Source organism: Hymenobacter armeniacus (genome assembly GCF_014699055.1).
Classification (GTDB): domain Bacteria; phylum Bacteroidota; class Bacteroidia; order Cytophagales; family Hymenobacteraceae; genus Hymenobacter; species Hymenobacter armeniacus.
The window spans coordinates 429,314-446,697 of record NZ_JACXAC010000005.1 but is presented as its reverse complement, the minus strand read 5'-3'; the positions used below and the strand labels follow the sequence as shown (position 1 = coordinate 446,697).

13 protein-coding genes and 1 pseudogene are annotated in these 17,384 nt (G+C 65.7%); 3 read left to right on the top strand and 11 right to left on the bottom strand.

Annotation, left to right across the window (positions count from 1 at the left end; genetic code table 11):
* Window positions 1–66 precede the first annotated feature (66 nt).
* The 4 genes from sdaAA to IC234_RS16565 all read right to left on the bottom strand — a co-directional run bounded on the left by sdaAA (window position 67) and on the right by IC234_RS16565 (window position 3,660).
* Window positions 67–972, bottom strand: coding sequence for an L-serine ammonia-lyase, iron-sulfur-dependent, subunit alpha (sdaAA, locus tag IC234_RS16580; protein ID WP_190926734.1), 906 nt, complete (start codon window positions 970–972; stop codon window positions 67–69).
* Window positions 973–1,194: 222 nt separating this feature from the next.
* Entirely contained in the window at window positions 1,195–2,460 is a 1,266-nt protein-coding gene (locus IC234_RS16575; protein WP_190926732.1) for a T9SS type A sorting domain-containing protein, read from the bottom strand.
* A 96-nt stretch (window positions 2,461–2,556) separates the two neighbouring features.
* On the bottom strand, window positions 2,557–3,018 hold the full coding sequence (msrB, locus tag IC234_RS16570) for a peptide-methionine (R)-S-oxide reductase MsrB (protein ID WP_190926730.1): 462 nt from the start codon (window positions 3,016–3,018) through the stop codon (window positions 2,557–2,559).
* Between the two features lie 102 nt (window positions 3,019–3,120).
* Window positions 3,121–3,660, bottom strand: coding sequence for an RBBP9/YdeN family alpha/beta hydrolase (locus IC234_RS16565; protein ID WP_190926728.1), 540 nt, complete (start codon window positions 3,658–3,660; stop codon window positions 3,121–3,123).
* 35 nt (window positions 3,661–3,695) lie between these two features.
* Here IC234_RS16565 and IC234_RS16560 point away from each other — a divergent pair, with 35 nt between their 5' ends.
* The gene (locus IC234_RS16560; protein WP_190926726.1) at window positions 3,696–5,231 is read left to right on the top strand and encodes an NAD(P)H-hydrate dehydratase; all 1,536 of its coding nucleotides are present in this window, start codon (window positions 3,696–3,698) and stop codon (window positions 5,229–5,231) included.
* A gap of 7 nt (window positions 5,232–5,238) precedes the next feature.
* Here the strand turns inward: IC234_RS16560 and IC234_RS16555 are convergent, their stop codons facing one another.
* Genes IC234_RS16555 through IC234_RS16545 form a run of 3 tightly spaced genes read right to left on the bottom strand, consistent with a single transcriptional unit; the run spans window position 5,239 to window position 7,439 of the window.
* Entirely contained in the window at window positions 5,239–6,126 is an 888-nt protein-coding gene (locus tag IC234_RS16555) for a UbiA prenyltransferase family protein (protein ID WP_190926724.1), read from the bottom strand.
* A gap of 20 nt (window positions 6,127–6,146) precedes the next feature.
* Window positions 6,147–6,830, bottom strand: coding sequence for a DUF6766 family protein (locus IC234_RS16550; RefSeq protein ID WP_190926722.1), 684 nt, complete (start codon window positions 6,828–6,830; stop codon window positions 6,147–6,149).
* A gap of 42 nt (window positions 6,831–6,872) precedes the next feature.
* Window positions 6,873–7,439 carry an inorganic diphosphatase gene (locus IC234_RS16545; protein ID WP_190926720.1) on the bottom strand — a complete coding sequence of 189 codons (567 nt, stop codon included), beginning with the start codon at window positions 7,437–7,439 and terminating at the stop codon, window positions 6,873–6,875.
* A 126-nt stretch (window positions 7,440–7,565) separates the two neighbouring features.
* Here IC234_RS16545 and IC234_RS16540 point away from each other — a divergent pair, with 126 nt between their 5' ends.
* Window positions 7,566–7,931 (top strand): four helix bundle protein, encoded by a 366-nt coding sequence (locus IC234_RS16540; protein ID WP_317173392.1) that lies wholly within the window; start codon window positions 7,566–7,568, stop codon window positions 7,929–7,931.
* Between the two features lie 43 nt (window positions 7,932–7,974).
* Here the strand turns inward: IC234_RS16540 and pafA are convergent, their stop codons facing one another.
* Complete coding sequence (gene pafA, locus IC234_RS16535) at window positions 7,975–9,690, bottom strand: alkaline phosphatase PafA (RefSeq protein ID WP_223827729.1); 1,716 nt, start codon at window positions 9,688–9,690, stop codon at window positions 7,975–7,977.
* A 177-nt stretch (window positions 9,691–9,867) separates the two neighbouring features.
* On the opposite strand from pafA, the gene IC234_RS16530 reads away from it, so the two are divergent.
* The gene (locus IC234_RS16530) at window positions 9,868–10,584 is read left to right on the top strand and encodes an HAD family hydrolase (protein WP_190926717.1); all 717 of its coding nucleotides are present in this window, start codon (window positions 9,868–9,870) and stop codon (window positions 10,582–10,584) included.
* Between the two features lie 65 nt (window positions 10,585–10,649).
* Here IC234_RS16530 and IC234_RS16525 read toward each other — a convergent pair whose 3' ends face one another.
* The 3 genes and pseudogenes from IC234_RS16525 to IC234_RS22265 form a co-directional block, all read right to left on the bottom strand.
* The gene (locus tag IC234_RS16525; RefSeq protein ID WP_190926715.1) at window positions 10,650–16,064 is read right to left on the bottom strand and encodes a M36 family metallopeptidase; all 5,415 of its coding nucleotides are present in this window, start codon (window positions 16,062–16,064) and stop codon (window positions 10,650–10,652) included.
* Window positions 16,065–16,684: 620 nt separating this feature from the next.
* A complete protein-coding gene (locus tag IC234_RS16520; RefSeq protein WP_190926713.1) occupies window positions 16,685–17,056 on the bottom strand; it encodes a T9SS type A sorting domain-containing protein in 372 nt (123 codons plus the stop codon).
* A gap of 229 nt (window positions 17,057–17,285) precedes the next feature.
* Window positions 17,286–17,378 (bottom strand): annotated as a pseudogene (locus tag IC234_RS22265) (F0F1 ATP synthase subunit gamma); the annotation flags it as partial.
* Window positions 17,379–17,384: the final 6 nt, after the last annotated feature.

Below are 17,384 nucleotides of genomic sequence, written 5' to 3'. Positions count from 1 at the left end.
CGCTGGCAAGCTGCCAGCGGGGCTTTTTTGTGGGAAATGGTGAAGCGCCGTCGCGGTGAGCGACGCTTATTGGTCGGGGTCGTCGGGCAGGATGTTGACGTCCTGCACCAAGACCATTTTCTCAATTTCCTTGCCGCGGGTGGTGGCGGCCAAGCCGCCAAGGGCGGTTTCCTTGTAGCGGGTTTCCATGGCCTGGCCCACTTCGCCAAGGGCGGCCACGCACTGGTCGACGGGAATAACCGGGTCGATGCCGGCAATGGCAATCTGTGCCGAGGAAAAGGCAATGGCGGCGGCCGAGGCGTTGCGCACCACGCAGGGCACTTCCACCAGGCCGGCCACGGGGTCGCACACCAGCCCCAGCATGCACTGAATGGTGACGGCCACGGCGGCAAACACCTGCTCCACGGGCCCGCCCAGGCAGTACACGATGGCGCCGCTGCCCATGGCCGCGGCCGAGCCGGTTTCGGCTTGGCAGCCGCCCACGGCCCCGGCCAGCGAGGCGTTCTGCTCGATGATGAGGGCAATGCCGGCGGCCACCAGCAGGCCCTCCAGTATCTGGCGGTCGGAGAGCTTGTGCAGGTCTTGCAGCGTGACCAGCACGCCGGGCAAGATGCCCGAGGCGCCGGCGGTGGGCGCGGCCACCACGCGCCCCATGCACGAGTTCACTTCTTTGGCGCCCAAGGCACGGGTGATGAGCTGTTTGAATTCGGGCGAGAGGACCGTGACGGGCGAGGCGGCAATTTTCTTGGCGCCGTTGTTAATCATGCCCGAGCGCGAGGTCATGTCGCCGGTCAGGCCCTCGTGCACGGCGTCGCGCATCACGTCGTAGGCGAGCTGCAGGCCGGCCCAGATTTCGTCTTCGCTGCGGCCTTTCTGTTCGATTTCATAATCGAGCACGGGTTGGTAAAGCGGCTGGCCAGTGCGGGTACAATGGGCTTGCCAGGAGGCAAAATCGGTGAAGAGCAACGACATGGTGGGAATTGGAGGATGGGTAAAAACGGGGCAACGGACCGAAGCGGCGGCAAAGAGCACCAGCGAAACAAGCGCCGGAACCGGCTTCGTTCGCCGGCGGGCCATACCGGGGCGCAAAGGTGTACGTTTTCCGTTGGTTGGCTGGCCATTGGGTTTCCCCCGCAACCACAAAAGCCGCTTCCACATCAGGAAGCGGCTTTTGTGGTTGCGGGCAGCACCGGTTTATTCCAGCACGAGTTTCACCGTCTGGCTTTGGGTGCCAGTGCTGAGGCGTACCGCGTAGACCCCGGCGCCGCGCGGCAGGGCGGGCAACGCCAGCGTGTGTTCGCCAACGGACTGCGCACGCGCGGGCAACGTGAGCACGGCCCGGCCTAGGGCATCGAGCACCGTCACAGCCACCGGGGCGGCCGTGGGCAGCACGTAGTGAAGGGCTGCTGCCGTCGTTCCGCCGGTGGCAGGGTTGGGCACCACGGCCAATTGGGCCTGCAGGGCGCGCGAGGCCGTGGTGGCCAGCACGCGCTGGTAGGTGTAGAGGTAGCGGAAATCGTTGACGTAAGCGCCGCTCACGTACGGCTGGTACAGGTCGACGGTGAGGTTGCCGTCGGCGTCGTAGGTTTCCGTGCCGCGCGAGTAGGGCTGCCACACGCCCGGCGTGCTCCCGACGCGCTCCACCAGGTAACTGGCCAGCTGGTAAGCGGCTGGGGTGCCAATGGGCGTGGCAGTGTAGGTATTCGTCACGCGGAAGTCATCCACGTAGGCCCCGTTGGTGTAGCGCTGCTGCACATCGGTTTGGCGCAGGCCCGAGGCGTTGTAGGTGTACACGTTGCGCTGAAACGGGCTGAAAACCGTGCCGGAAAGGTCGGCCAGCTGAAACTCGTCCGTCGCCACTTGCCCGGCGGCGTTGTAGGTAAATAGCTCCTGGTCGTCGGCAAAATACGCCGAGCCGAAATACGACTCGTCCAGAATGCGCGTATTCTGCCCCAGTGCGTTGTAGGTGTAGGTACTGCGGCCATACGGGCGCCACACGCCATTCGACCGAATGCTTTGCAATTCCTGCAGCAGCCGGCCTTGCGTGTCGTACGTGTAGTTCAGGGCCAACAGGGCGGTGGTGTTCACCACGCCGTTCGTGAAGGCGAACGTGGAGTCCGACGTCATCTTGCCAGCCGCGTTGTACTGGTAATTTTCTTGCCGCAACGCGCGCAGGGCCGCCCCGCGGGTGGGCGCATTTTCGCGCAACTCGCGCTGAGGCAAATTCAGGGCCGTGAAGCGGGAATACGTGAAGCGCAGCGTATCAAGCCAGGCGTTGCTGCGGTACTGCTGCTTCACCGTTTGCACCAGCCGAAAGGCGGAGTTGGAAACCAGACGTTGGGCCGCTACGGGCGCCGCCCCGGTTGCGCCACGTTTGGCCGCCGGAGTTTGGGCCTGGGCCGGGGCAGTCGCAAAAGCCAAAGCAGACAGGGCCAGTATAAAATGTAGTTGTTGTTTCATACAAACCGTTTAGTGAAAATGAGCCGGCTCGGCTGCGTACGCAGCCGAGCCGGCTCAAATTTACAACTTGTTTGTAGTGGCAGATTTAACTCCGCCCTACTGCGCCGAGGCCGGTGCCTCCTGCACCAGCTTGATGCTGGCCGAGTTGATGCACAAACGCAGGCCGCTGGGCGCGGGCCCGTCGGGAAACACGTGGCCCTGGTGGGCGTCGCACACGTTGCAGAGCACTTCCACGCGCACCATGCCGTAGCTGGTGTCTTTTTTGTAGCGGATGGCGCTTTCGTCGACCGGCTGCGTGAACGACGGCCAGCCCGTGCCCGACTCGAACTTGGTGCGCGAGTCGTAGAGCGGGGTGCCGCAGCACACGCAGGCGTAGAGGCCGGCTTCGTGGGCCTCGCAATACTCGCCGGTGAAGGCGCGCTCGGTGCCGTGCTCGCGGGTGACGTGGAATTGCTCGGGCGTGAGCTGGGCGCGCCATTCGGCGGGCGTTTTCTCTACGCGGCGAGGCGAAGGAATGGGATTATTGGCAAGGCGGATGACGTCGTTCCAGGTTTGCATGAGGGGAGGTTGAGGGAAAATGGCAGGCTCAGAAAAGATAAACGCAGCCGTGGCCGGGAGGTTTGCGGCGCTGCAGGGTTAGACGGCGCGGCGGCATTTCCCTTACAGCCACTCGCGCAGCAGCGCCAGCCCGGCGGGCCAGGCGCCGTGCCCGCTGGCGGCGTTGATGTGGCCGGCGTCGCCGATGTCGACCAATTCGCTGCCCCAGGCTTCGGCAAATTGCCGGGCGCGGACGGGCGTCACCCATTCGTCGTTCTGGCTGAACACGATTTTGCTCGGGAAGGGCAGCCGGGCCAGCGGCATGGGCCCGAAGCCGGTGGTGGGAAACGCGGCATAGTGCGCAGTTTCGACGTCGCTGGGTGCCACCAGCAGCGCGCCCCGAACGCGGTGGCCGTAGCGCCCGGCCCAGTGCGCCACCGTCACGCAGCCCAGGCTGTGGGCCACCAGCACCACGCGGCGCAGGTCTTCGCCGGCCAGGGCCTGCTCCAGGGTGTCAACCCACTCGGAGCAGTCGGGCGCATCCCACTCGCGCTGCTCGATGCGGGTAAACTCGGGGTGGAAGCGCTGAAAATGGGTTTGCCAATGGTCGGGGCCGGAGTTGCCGAGGCCGGGCACGATGAAGACGCGGGCTGTTTCTTGCATGCGCAAAAGTAGCTTTTCCACCCGCCCGCTTCGCCATGAAAATCCTTTCCGCCGCCCAAACCCGCCAGCTCGACCACGCCACCCTGCAGGAACAAGGCATTACTTCCGTCGAGCTCATGGAGCGCACGGCGCAGGCGTTCACGGAGTGGTTCCTCGGGCAATTTGCTGCCGCCGCTGCCCGCGAAGTGCTGGTGCTGTGCGGCCCCGGCAACAACGGCGGCGACGGACTGGCCGTGGCCCGGCTGCTGCATGCGGCCCACTACGCGGTGCGCGTGGCCCTGCTTCCGGCCGATAAACAGTCGGCCGACTGGCAGCACAACCGCCAGCGCCTGCCCGCTGCCGTGCCCGTGAGCACCCTCGGGCCGCACGGCGCACTGGATGCGCCGGCCGAAGGCGTGGTCATCGACGCGCTGTTTGGCACCGGCCTGTCGCGGCCGCTGGCGGGCACGGCCGCCGCGGTGGTGCAGCAGCTCAATCAAGCCAACGCCCGCGTCGTGGCCATCGACCTCCCCAGCGGGCTTTTTGCCGACGCGACCCAGCCGGCCAATAGCGCCGTGGTGCACGCCCGGCACACCGTCAGCTTCGGCCTGCCCAAGCTGGCTTTCCTGCTGCCACAAAACGCGGCGTTCGTGGGCGAGTGGAAGGTGCTGGACATTGGCCTGAGCCCATCCTTTATTGCCGAAACGGCCACGCCCTGGCAGTATACCGACGTCGCTACCATGGCCGGCGCCTTACCCGCCCGCCCGAAATTCAGCCACAAAGGCACTTTCGGGCACGCGTTGCTGCTGGCGGGCAGCCGGGGCAAGATGGGCGCGGCCGTGCTGGCGGCGGGGGCCTGCTTGCGCGGCGGCGTGGGCCTGCTCACGGCGCACATCCCCGGCTGCGGCTACGACATCTTCCAAGTCAGCCAGCCCGAAGCCATGTGCCTGACCGATGCGCAGGCCGATTTCATCAGCGAATTGCCGGAGTTAAAACCCTACCAAGCCGTGGGCATTGGCCCGGGCCTGGGCCAGGCCGAGGCAGGCGTGGCCGTGCTGCGCCAGCTGCTGGAAGCAGCCAATAAGCCCGCCGAAAAGCGCCCCGCTTCCCTGCACCTCGTCATTGATGCCGACGCGCTCAACCTGCTGGGCCAGCACCGCGAGCTGCTGGCGCTGCTGCCCGAAAACGCCGTGCTCACCCCCCACCCCAAAGAGTTCGAGCGCCTCACCGGCCCAGCCCGCGACGACTACCACCGCCTGGACCTGCTGCGCGATTTTGCCCAGCGGCACCGCTGCCTGGTGCTGCTGAAGGGCGCCTACTCCTGCCTGGCCACGCCCACCGGCGAGCTGCACTTCAACAGCACCGGCAATGCGGGCATGGCCACGGGCGGCAGCGGCGACGTACTCACGGGCCTGATGCTCGCCTTGCGCGCCCACGCCCAGCTGTCGCCGTTTGCAGCGGCGCGGCTGGCCGTGTACGCCCACGGCCGGGCCGGCGACCTGGCCGCCGCCGAAACCGGGCAAGCGGGCCTGGTAGCCGGCGACATTGTGCGGTTTATCGGCCCGGCGCTGCAGGAGTTAGCACGGGGCTAGAACCCGGCTAGCTCAGGAAGTAGAGAATGGGGGGCACCAGCAGCACGCCGTCGGCCAGCAGGGCGAAAAAATAATCGTCGCGGCGCTCGTGCGCCAGCACAATGACGGTGGCGGCCAACAGCACGGTGAGCAGCAGGCCCAGCCGCGGCATGCCCCAGCCCAAGCCCAGCACCAAAGTAGCGGCCAAAAACGCCAACGCCACCAGCTTAGCCCCGCGCAGCCCCAGCAGCACTGGGAAGGTGTGCGTGCCCGCCGCCCGGTCGCGGCTCACGTCTCGAATGTCGAACACAATGGCCAGGGCCAGCACCAGGCAGAAACGCAGCGCCAGCAGCCCCGCTACGGCCGTCAGCGGGTGGTGCAGCAGCAGGGCCGGCAGCCCCACCGTGACCAGCGACCACACCCCGGCAATGAGAAACACTTTCAGCAGTGGCACTTCGCGCAGGGCCCGCCGCCGGCCGCGCCAGCGCAGCAGCGGCCACGAATACAGCAACGCCAGCGCCGCCAGCGGCAGCAGTTTGGGCAGGTAGCGCCACCAGCCATCGGCCAGAAAAAGCCCGCCCGCCACCAGCGCGGCGCCGGCCGCCATCAGGGCCAGCCCGCGGCGGTGGCGCTGCTGCCAGGCCTTGCGCCCGGAAGTGCCCGCCGGCTGCCGGTGCTTGAAGGGCAAGGCGGCGTCGAGGTTATAAACCAGCAGCGTGGCGGCAAACACCAGCAGCACCAGCCGGTAGCCGGCCGCGTCGAGGGGCGGCCACAGGTGCAGGGTATAGGCCGTCTGGGCCGCCGCCGCGCCCGACAGCCACACGCTGCTGTAGAGCACGGCGTCGAGCAGCCGGCGGGGCCAGGAGAAGCGCAGGGAAGGAGCAGGCGGCGTGGGCACGGCCGAAATTAGCGCCACGGCGCCACAGGGCGGTGCCGCTACTTGCCGGTTTCGGCGTAGGCGGCGTCCACGGGCTTGCTTTCGGGCGAGCCGTGCTGGCGCAGGAAGATGCTGAGGCCCACGATGCTCAGGATGCTGAGGAACTCGCTCTGCCAGTTCTGCAACGACTCGAACCAGAACCGCGAGGTGGCCATGTAGGCCAGCGTATCCACGGCGGGCTTGCCGTCGTGCACCTGCTCGATGCTGTATACTTCGGCGCCGCCCTTGGCGTGCAGCCAGAGGGAGAGCAAAAACAAGACGAAAAAGGCGAGGCTGAGCGAGTTTTTGTACAGCTTCAGCACCCAGCCGCCGTGCTTCACGGGGCCGGGGGCGTCTTCTTTGCTGGGGTCGGGCTCGGCGTCTACCTCCTCTTCTTCGTACAGCTTTTTCGATTCGGAAGAGCCTTTCTGGCGCAGCCACACGGTGAGCAGCACGTAGAGGCCCATTTGCAGGAATTCGCTTTCCCAGTTTTCGAAGGTGGCCTCCAGAAAATGACCCGACGTGAGGTACTGGCCGGCCGACAGCTGGGCCAGGCCCATGTCCTGCAGCTCGTCGTTGTAGTCGTACCAGCCGGTGAGGAACTGGCCGCCCAAGGTCAGCAGTGTCATGGTGACAATCACCAACAACAGACTGTTTTCGTATAAAAAACGCCAAAAAGGCGAAGCAGGACGCTGAATGGTCATGCTTCGCCTTTACGAGAAAACGGCCGTTAGGTCGTGTCCGGGTTATTTTTCTTCCAGCACCGCCTTGCGCTCGCCGAAGGTTTCCTGGTAGAGCTTGATGCTGTCGTTGATGATGCGGTAGGCGTCTTCCTTGCCCATGAAGCGCTCCACCACCACGTGCTTGTTGTGCTCGAGGGCCTTGTAGTCTTCGAAGAAGCGCTGCATTTCGAGCAGCGTGTGCGGGGGCAGGTCGGAGATGTCGTTGTAGTGGTTCACCGAGATGTCGTGGGCGGCCACGGCGATGATTTTATCGTCCTCCTCGTCCTGGTCCACCATCTGCATCACGCCGATGACTTTGGCCTCCACGAGGCACATGGGCACGATGTCGACCGAGCACAGCACCAGAATGTCGAGGGGGTCTTTGTCGTCGCAATACGTTTGCGGAATGAAGCCGTAGGCGGCGGGGTAGTGCACGGCCGAGAACAGCACGCGGTCGAGCTTCAGCAGGCCGCTTTCTTTGTCGAGCTCGTACTTGCCCTTGCTGCCTTTGGGGATTTCGATGATGGATTGCACGATGGTGGGCGTTTCGTCGCCGCGCGACACGTCGTGCCAGGGATTAAAATGGGCCATTCTTAAGATTTGCTGATTTTTTGATGTGCTGATGTGCTCCCGCTGGTTGCTGGTGGGCAAGCCACCCGAGAGCCAAGGCAGAGCGTATGTTTGTGGTATATCCGGTTGACTTTTAACTATTTTGCCGTGGCAATTCCCGAAGCTGATAATCTAATTGTTCGGCTGACTTTTGAATTTTCGCTGCTCATCATCGAGTACACCGAACGGCTGGAAGCGCAGCGGCGCTACGTCATGGCGAAACAGTTGATGAGGAGCGGAACGGCAATTGGCGCGAATGTTCGGGAGGCGCAAAGTTCCGAAAGCCGCGCCGACTTTGTACACAAATGTAAAATTGCGGCCAAAGAAGCCGAAGAAACCGATTATTGGCTGCTGCTCTGCCACCACGCCCCTTCCTACGAAAGCCCCGGCGAACTGCTGCCGCGCCTGTTGAGCATCCGGAAAATTTTGTCCAAAATCATATCCTCCGCACGCTCACCCCAGCCAAGTGCATGAACCCGCGCGGAAAAGCACATCAGCACATCAAAAAATCAGCAAATCAACGAAGCACCTCCACCAAAGGAACCCCCGAACAACCGCTGGGTTCCTGAATGTGCAGAAAGCGCGCAATGGTGGGCGCGATGTCCGTGATACGTACGGCGGCCGCCGAAGTGCCGTGTTTCACGCCCCAGCCCCAAAATAGCAGCGGCACGTGCGTGTCATACGCCCCGCTGGAGCCGTGGGTGGTGCCCTTCACCACGGGGTAGGCGTAGGCCTCCAGCCAGCCGGGGGCCAGCACGGTGAGCACGTCGCCGGAGCGCGGGGCAAAAAAGCCGTTTTCCTGGTACATGCCCAGGCCTTCGCTCCAGTGGGCGCGCTGCAGGTCGAGGGCGGTGAGGGCCTGCGTCACGCCGGGCAGCGTGAGTAGCGCGGCGGCCACGTCCTGCTGGGCCTTGCCCAGGTCGATGTTTTTCTTCTTGAGCAGCTGGCGGTTGAGGTACACCTGCTGGTTTTCGTAGCTGAGCACCCACTGGCCGGGGCCGTACTGGCGGGTGAGGGCGCGCTGCACCGAGTCGCGCATCACGGCGGGTCCCACGCCGCCGCCGGGCAGCCGGTGGGCCTGGTTGAAGCCCACGGCGTGGGCCGCGGCGTGGTCGGCGGTGAGGAACACCAGGGTCTGGCCTTTGCCCACTTGCTTATCGAGCGCCTCAAACAGGCGGGCCAGCTCGCGGTCGAGGCGCAGGTAGGTGTCTTCGGCTTCGATGGAGTTGGGGCCGAACTGGTGGCCCACGTAGTCGGTGCTGCTGTAGCTGATGGCCAGGAAATCGGTCACGCCGCGCTGGCCCATCTGCTCCTGGCGCAGGGTTTCGAGGGCGAAGTCGGTGGTGAGCGAGTTGCCGAAGGGCGTGCTGCGGATGAGGTCGAGGTTCTGGGTGGGCGCCTGCGGGTTGCGGGTTTCGCCCGAGTTTTTGAGGGCGGGCTGCACCGAGGCGGGCGCGCCGGCCGCCAGCGCGGGCAGATCGTGCGGAAACACGGGCTTGCTTTCGCCCTTGAACGCGCCTTCCCAGGGCACGTCGTCGGGGGTGCTTTCGGTGTAGTCGCCGATGGGCCGCAGCGTGTTCCAGGGCTGGGCCAGGTACCGGGCGGCGTGGCCGGCGGCGTTGAATTTCTGCACCCAATCGGGCAGCGTGGGCTGGTAGAAGGTGCTGCTGATAAAGGCGCCGTTGGTGCCGTCGTACCAGTAGGCGGCGGTGGCCGAATGCCCGGCCGGTAGGATGCTGCCCCGGTCCTTCATGCTGAGGCCGATGGTTTTGGCCTGAAAATTTGTGGCCAGCCGCAGCTCGTCGGTGATGGTGGTGGCCAGCAGGTGGCGCGGCGACATCTGGCCGGCCGCTTCGGTGCCGCCCACGGCGTGCACGGTTTTGTCTTCGGTCACGTAGGTACCCTTGCCGGTTTCGCGCTCAAACCAGTTGTTGCCCACAATGCCGTGCACGGCCGGCGTGGTGCCGGTGTACACGCTGGCGTGGCCAGGACCAGTGTAGGTGGGCACGTAGTTGTAGTGGCAGCTCTCGTAGCTGAAGCCCTGCCCCAGCAGGCGCCGGAAGCCCCCGGCCGGGTACTTGCTCCAGTAGCGGTAGATGTAGTCGTAGCGCATCTGGTCGACCACGATGCCGACGACCAGCTTGGGGCGCGGGAGGGGCTTTTCGGCTTTCTGGGCGAAGGCTGGGGCGGCGGCCAGCAGAGCGGCCACGGTGAACGGCAGTATCTTTTTCAAGTAAAAGCGGGTAAGGCTATGCAACGGCAAAGATACCGCGCATCGCCGCGCTGTAGAGACGCAACATCTTGCGTCTCGCCGTCCGCGCCATTTGGGTGCCAGCGGCACGTCACCGTTCAAGCGCAAGTCGTTCAACGTAGAGACGCAACATCTTGCGTCTCTACACCCTCGCTTCCTATGAAACCAGCCCTCATCTTCGACATGGACGGCGTCCTCATCGACAACACGCCCTACCAGGCCCGCGCCTTCCAGCTGCTCTTCCGCGACTTGGGCCTGAGCACCAACGCCCGCAAACTGCTGCAGCGCCTCAACGGCATGCCGGCCACCAACATTCTCAAGACGGTTTTTCGCCACCCCGTGCCCGAAAAGCAGCTCAAGGAGTACGCCTCGCAGCGTGAGTTTCTGTACCGCACCCTGTACTGGAGCAAGCGCCGCGAGACGCCCGGCCTCAGCCGCTTTCTGGAAGCGGCCCGCGCCGCGGGCTTCCGCATTGCCCTCGGCACCAGCTCGCCGCCCGAAACCATTGCCTACATCATCGACCACCTCGACCTGCGCCGCTTCTTCGACGTGGTGGTGGGCAAAGACGACGTGGCACGCGGCAAACCCCACGGCGACACCTTCGCGGTGGCCGCCGCCAAGCTGGGCGCTCGGCCCCAAGACTGCATCGTGTTTGAAGACGCCGTGCTGGGCGAGCAGGCGGCCTACAGGGCCGGCATGCGCTGCGTGGCCGTGGCCTCGGGCGTGCCGGCCAAGGCGTTTCAGGCCCCGCTCACCGTCATCAAGGATTTCACCGAGCTCACGCCCGAACGCCTGCTGGAGCTGCTGGCCGAGCAGCCGGAAGCCCCCAAGCCCGACAAGCAGCGCGCCCAGCGCAACTACATGCAGCTGACCTAGCCTGCCGACCGTAAAAAAAGCCCCGACGCATAGCGCCGGGGCTTTTTACTGCTTACGCAACCGGCTTACTCCACCACCAGCTTGATGGCCTGGGTGCCGGTACGCACCACGTACACGCCCGTGGCCGCGCCTGCGGGCAGGGCTAGCTGGGCCGTGCCGGCCGCGGTGGCCGCAGTGGTGAGCACGAGGCGGCCCACGGCGTCAAACACGGTTACCGGGGCACCGGCTTGCGCGCCGGTGAGCGTGGTGGCGCGGGCCAGGGTTGGGTTGGGGAACAGGCCCAGCGCCGCGGTCGGACGGCCATTGGCCGAGGCCAGCGGAGCGGCGGGCACCAGGTTCAGGAAGAAGCGGCCGCTGAGCAGGGCGCTGGCCTGGGCCGAAGTCACCGTGAAAGCGTAGCCGGCAGCCGGCAGCGCAGCCAAATCGGTGCGGGTGCCTAGCTGGGCATCCACGAGCACGGCGGCGGTGCCGGCGGGCAGGTTCAGCAGCTGGGCCACTTGCAAGGTGTAGGTGCCGGCGGTGGGCACGCCTACGCTCAGCGGCACCACCGTGCCGGAGGTGAAGGCAGGCAGGCCGTTGATGGCCAGCTCGCGCCCGGCGGCTCCCGACGACAGGTTCAGGCCCGTGGTGTTGGGCAGCTTCTCGGCATCGAATGCGCCGTCAAAGGCGGCCGTGGCGCCCGTCTCGGCATACACATAGGCCTCGTCCGAAGCCGTACCTGTGGCGCCGCGCAGCGTCAGCTGCACCAGGGGCCGGGCTTCGGCCGTGCGCTGGAAGGGCGTGGTGCTGGGCACGGTCAGGCGCTGGCTGTTGCGGAACGTGAGCGCCCCTGCCGACTGGCCGGTGGCCACGCGGGCGAAGAAGCCCTGGCCCGACGGAATGACCGGGTTGCCGCCCACGCCATTCACGTAGCTGCGGTATTGGCCGGCGTACTGGCTGCTGCTGCTGTACACGTAGATGGCCCCATCCAGACCGGCCCGGTCGGCCAACGCCACCAAGGAGTAATCCAGCGGCGCGGGGTACGGGTTGCCCACCAGCTGCCAGCCGCCGTCGGCAGTGGTGGCGCGGTTGCTGGCCAACGACACCGTCAGGTTGCCGTTGTTCAGCGGCCCGGCCACGCTCAGCGTCTGGTTGGCGGCCAGGTTCACGGCGTAGCCCTGGCCCACGGTCAGCGGGTCGGTCAGGGCAGCCGGCGAGAACCAGCCTTTGTCGAAGGCGCTGAGGTTGTTGCTCAGCGTCAGGCGGCTCTGGTCGTAGCCGTACACCGTGGGGAAGGGCGTCACGCCGCCCGGCGCCGCCGAGCCGTTGTAAGCCGAATTAACCACCGGGGCAAACGAGCCTGTGGCCAGGCTCGCCACGGTAGCCAGGCCCACCGGCGCCGAGTAGTGGCGGTAGCCCAGACCGGCATTCAGGCTCGGGTCGATGTAGCGCTGCACGGTGGCCGTACCGAAAACGAGGCCCCCGGCATTGTTCACCACCACGGCCGTGGCGGTGGCGTCCGACTCCAACGTGAAGGGGTTGCCCTGCGTCACGAAGGTGCCGTTTAGCGTCAGCACGCGGCGCACCGTGGCGCCGGCCGACGTGCTCAGCAGCACGCCGTTGGCCTGCACGGTGAGGTTCCAAAAGCGCACGCGGCTCGACCCGAGCAGGTTGGGGCCATTGGTCACGGCCGTGGCGCCCATTGCCACCGTGCCCCCGCTGGGCACGAAGGTGCCGTTGTTGGTCAGGTCGCCCCACACGTCGAGCGTGCCGCCCGTTTGAATGAGCGTGGCGCCGGAATTGACCGTGAGCGAGCGCACCGAAGCAGTGCCCGCCGCAATGGCGGGCATGTTGGGTGCCGTGGCCGGAATGGTCGCGTCCAGCACGGTGGTGGGCACGCCAGCACTCCAGTTGCCGGCCGTGAACCAGTCGGTGCTCACGGTACCGGTCCAGCTGGTGGCCACTGGCACCACGGTCACCGTGAAGGGCAGGCCGTTGCTGGTGCCGCCCAGGGTGGTCACGGTCAGCAGGCCGCTGGTGGCCCCGGCGGGCAGCGTGAAGGTCAGGCTGGTGGCGGTGTTGGCCGTGATGGCCGACAAAGCCAGGGCCGCGCCGTTCAGGGTCAGGCCGGTGGAGTTGTCCAGGTCGGTACCCGTAATGGTGACGCTGGTGCCCACCGGCCCGCTGGTGGGATTGAGGCTGATGAGGATGGGCGCCGGCAGCGGCGTGAGGAAAGTGGCCTGCGCGTAGCTGCCCGCCACCGTGCCGCCGCTGTTGAGCAGCTGCACCTGCTGCAAGCCGCCGCAGCCGCTCAGCACCTGAATGTCATCCACGAACCAACCCGGCAGCGCATTCGCATAGGGGTTGTTCGAATCGGATTGGAACTGGAAGCGCACCTGAATGGACTGCCCGCTGAACGACGCCAGGTTGACGATGGACTGCTGGAAAGCCGCCGCCCCTTCCAGGCCCGACGACCTGCCCGAGAAGCAAGGTTTGCCGACCGACGTCGTGCCGGCGGCAAACACGCTGTTGTAGCCGTTTTGCAGAAACAGCGCACCCGCGTCCTGCCAGGGGCCGTTGTTTACCGAAATGGCCACCATGCCGCCGTCGTAGCGGGCCTCCGTGTTGAAGAAGTGGTGGAAAGACAGCACCGAGAAGGCGCCCGGCGTGAACGCGGCCGACGTCAGGGTGACGTCGGAAGTGGCGTTGGGGTCGCCGCTAGCCCAGGCGGCGCCGCTGTGGGCGCGGGCCGTGGTCGGGGCCCAGGCGTTGCCGCCGCCGCTGGTCACCACGGCCGGCGTGAAGCCGCCCACGGTGTTGGCGTCGCGGTCGTCGTTCACGGGCAGCGTCACGGCACAGCCCGACCCGGTGGCCGTGCGGGCCACAATCTGGAAGGTGCGCTGCTGGCCGGTCGTAAAGCTCAGGTTGGGGAAGGTGACGGTGCTGCCGCTCAGCGTGCCGCCCGTGCTGCTCACGTATTGCAGGCCGGCCGGCAGCTGGTCGGTGATGGAAACCGGGGCCTGGGTTTGGCACTCGCAGGTGGCCGACAGGTTGATGGCAAATTGGTTGCCCACCAGCGGCACACTGTTTTTGCGCAGGCTCACGCCGGGCAGGTCGTAGGCCACGGTTTGGTCGGTGGCGCTGTTGGAAGAGCCTTCGCGGGCGCTGTAGCCCATGCCGCGGCGGGCAAAGGCCCCCCAGATGGCGCAGTGGTAGCGCCCGCCGTAGAGCAACGAGTCGGCGGCCAGAATGGCGTCGCGGCTGTCGAGGAAGCCGGGCTCGCAGGGCTGCAGCTTCAGGCCCTGCATCACCAGGTTCAGGGCCACGGCGTTGCCGCCCGTGCTGGCGCTGTTGTAGAGGTTGGGCTCGATGCTGTTTTGCTGCTGGATGATGTTCCAGGTCATGTCCCAGAGCGTGGCCGTCCAGACTTCGCCAATGGCGTGCACTTCCGTGTTGGTGGCCACGTTGGCGTAGGTGAGCGGGTTCACGGTCAGGCTGGTACTGAAAGGATAGCGCCGGATGCCCGCCCCGGTAGCTGCCTGGCCCTGGGCGTACGTGCCCATGGTGCGGGCGCGCGGGCCATCGGTCAGGGGAGTAGCAGTCCAGTCGGTGGTCATCATCAGGGCGAAGAAGTCGCTCCAGCCCTCGCCGGCCTGCTCGGCATTGCCCAGGCAGCTGGTGTTGGGGCCGCCGCTGGTGAGGCGGTTGCTGATGCCGTGGCCGTACTCGTGCACCACAATGCCGTTGTCGAAGTCGCCGTCGAGCTGCAGCGGCGGGCGCAGCGTGAGCTGCACCGTGGCGCCCAGGTTGAGCTGCCCGGCCAGCGTTGCGCCGTCGGCCTGCGACACCATCACCGCCGGAATGGTGACGGTGTTGTCGGTGCCGCCCATCGTCACGGGTCCGCCGGCCACGTTGTTCACCATCACCACGGCAATGGCGCCCTCGTTCTGGGCGGCCTTCACCTTCACACTGTAGTTGCAGCTGCCCCGGTAGATAAGCGCAATCTTGCCGCTCACGCTGGTCGACGAAGGCGAGGTGCAGGCAAAGTGCGTGCCCGCGCCCGGGTCGGTGTAGTACACCAGGGTGCCGGAAGTGACGCCCTTGTTAGCCAGCAGGTTCTGGGTACTGAAGGAGCCTTCGGCCATGGTATAAGTGCCCGCGATGGCGGCCGGGGCCGTCACCGTCAAGGAGTTGCTCGTCACGGGGTTCCACAGGTACATCTGCATGCGGCCGTTGGTGCCGTCGGGCGGGGTGCTGAAGTTGGCGTTGTTCACGCCGAGGCCGTCCTGGGCTTCGGCGCGCACGTGGTCGGCGCCCACGCCGCCCCGGCCCAGGTTGTCGGCCTGGAAGTTGGCGCTGGCTTCGTTGAAGCCGTACTGGTACATCACGTCGTGCACCAAGTTGTTCCAATAAAACAGGTTCACGGTCGCGGCCCGGCGGTTCTTGCCCAGCGTGGGCTTGGCCGTAAAGTCGGGCACGTAGTTGAACACCAAGGAGCCGGCCGTGCCGGTGGAGGTGGCAAAGCGGCCCGGCCCGTTCTGCTTCAGGCTGTCGTCGTAGGCCCACACGTTGTTGCCGCGCGTGTCGGTGTAGTTGGTGGTGCCGTCGAAGTGCCAGCCGTGGGTGGCGGCGGCGTTGCCGGCCCCGGCGCGCAGCCAGGGGTTGGTGTCGGTGGTGGGCGCGGTCACGTCGGGCCGCTCGCCGGGGAAGGGCACCACAATGTAGCTGGCCGGCGTCACGGCCAATACTCCCCGCGCGCCGCTGGGGCCGCGCCGGGCAGCCGTGGCAGCCCCACGAGCCGGGCTGGCGCCGGCCGCCGATGCGCGAGCAGGCCCGGCGCCAACCGTCGGGTGCGCAGCTTTCTCGCTCACCGTCCAGTTGTCTTGGCCCAGCACCTGGCCGGTGCTGGCATCCACCCGAATATTGAGCCAGTCGGCCGAGTGCAGCACGTCCACGTTCACGTTCCAGGCCAGGTGCAGCTGCTGGTTCTTATCCTTGGCCCACACCAGGCGCGCCTCAATGGGCCGCCGCGCCACGCCCGCCGCGGCAAAGCGCTGCTGCTGGTCGGGGCCGCTGGCGCCCCCCAGGCCGGCGGGTGCCGCATCGGGGCGGCCCGGCAGCGTGGCCAGCGCCGCGGCTACTGCCGCCGCCGCCGGCACCCGCGGCACTGCCGACAGGCCCGCAAAGGCTTTGGCCGGCACGAAGCTACCCGCGTGATGAGTCAGCTTTCCGTTCTTAAAAACGAGCGTAGCCACTTGGTTGTAGACCGGAATGCCGGCCTGCAGCTGCTGCGGATAGGCATAGAGCAAGCCCGGCCCCTCGATGCGGGCGCTGGAAATGCGCAGGTCCGACGCGGCTACGTCGGCGCCGGCCCATTGCTGCCGGGTCTGCAAAGCAAGTTCGGCAGCCTGTTGGGCGGGCTGGGTTTGGGCGCTGGCGGGCTGCCAGACGGTCGTTAGCAGCCCCAGAGCTGCCAGGTAACGCGCGTATAATTTTTTCATCAATAAAGAATTGTTTTAGGGAAAGAAAAAATTGACCTCATGCAAATATATCGGCATTGCGCGGTATCGCAAATCTCGCCGCAGCTCTTTTGCTCTCACCCCCTTATCACTTCATAAGCAGCACTTTTACGCCAGTGAGTCAGGCCGTGCAAAATTCCTTTAGCCGGTTTTCTTATTGGCACACGGCTGCTCTCCATTGGCACGCTCTGAGGCAATGTGGTGGCCGTGCGAACGCATGAAGAGGCCTGAAAGTGAAATGTGCCCCCGTCCTAACACAACAAAAGCCGATGCGCTAGCTGAGCAGCGGCTTCGGGAATAAATGGTCGGCCCGTCGCTCGGCAGCGCCCCGCACCAATTCCATAATCGTAGGCCCTGGGCACCGGCATTGTTGGCCAGCCGTCAGTTGCGGTCGAAGTAGGTGCGGTTGCGCGGGTCCTGGCAATGTTGGCTCGTAGCACCTCTTGGGTCAGCGTACTAAAGGCACGCACGATTACTTCAGCCAGCGCCACCCCAGCCGCCAAAAAACCCGCTGCCTCAAAAGCCTGGCCAAGGCCCAATGGGAAAGCAAGCCATTGCTTCCCTACCCTATGGCGCCAACTGCGCGGCTCGGGCCGGAGCCCCTACTCTACTTTCAGCGTTTTGGCCACGCGCAGCTCCCCCACCTGCACTTGCACCCGGTACAGCCCCGGCGCGCGGCCCAGCAACGGCACCTCGGTGGTGCCACCCGTTTCGAGCAAGCTGACTGGTTGCTCAAATACCACCGTGCCTTGCGCATCCAGGAGCCGCACGCTGGCGCGGGTGGCACCGGGCACCGCCGGCACCTCCACCGTAGCGCGGATGTGGGCAGGATTGGGATAGAGGCCGACTTCTGAGAGAGCTTCCGGGGCCTGAGCGTGGGCAACGGGGCCGGTCAGCAGCAGCATCAAAGGCAGCGGCAAGGCCAGTTGGCGGCCGCTGGATAAGGTCCGCGAGGAAGCGAAAGAGGATAGCATAGCTTAGGTGTGGATAAGAATAGAATAGCAGCAACGCACCAGAACAGGCCTTTCTAACGGACCAATCCGCAACGTGGTATACCCACAACTGGTATTTAGCGCCTGCTCTCAACTAAGTGGCAGGCGCTCATGAAGTATATTTTTCAATCCTCTTAGCGTTTACAATCATGCAAAAGGCCCGCATCCTTTCGGAAGCGGGCCTTTTGCATAGGTCAAATCAGTTCGGGGCTTACCCGGCCGCCAGCGCCTCGGCACCGCCCTCGATTTCGAGAATCTCGGTCGTGATGGCCGCCTGATGCGTCCGGTTGTAGGTCAGCTTGAGGGCCTA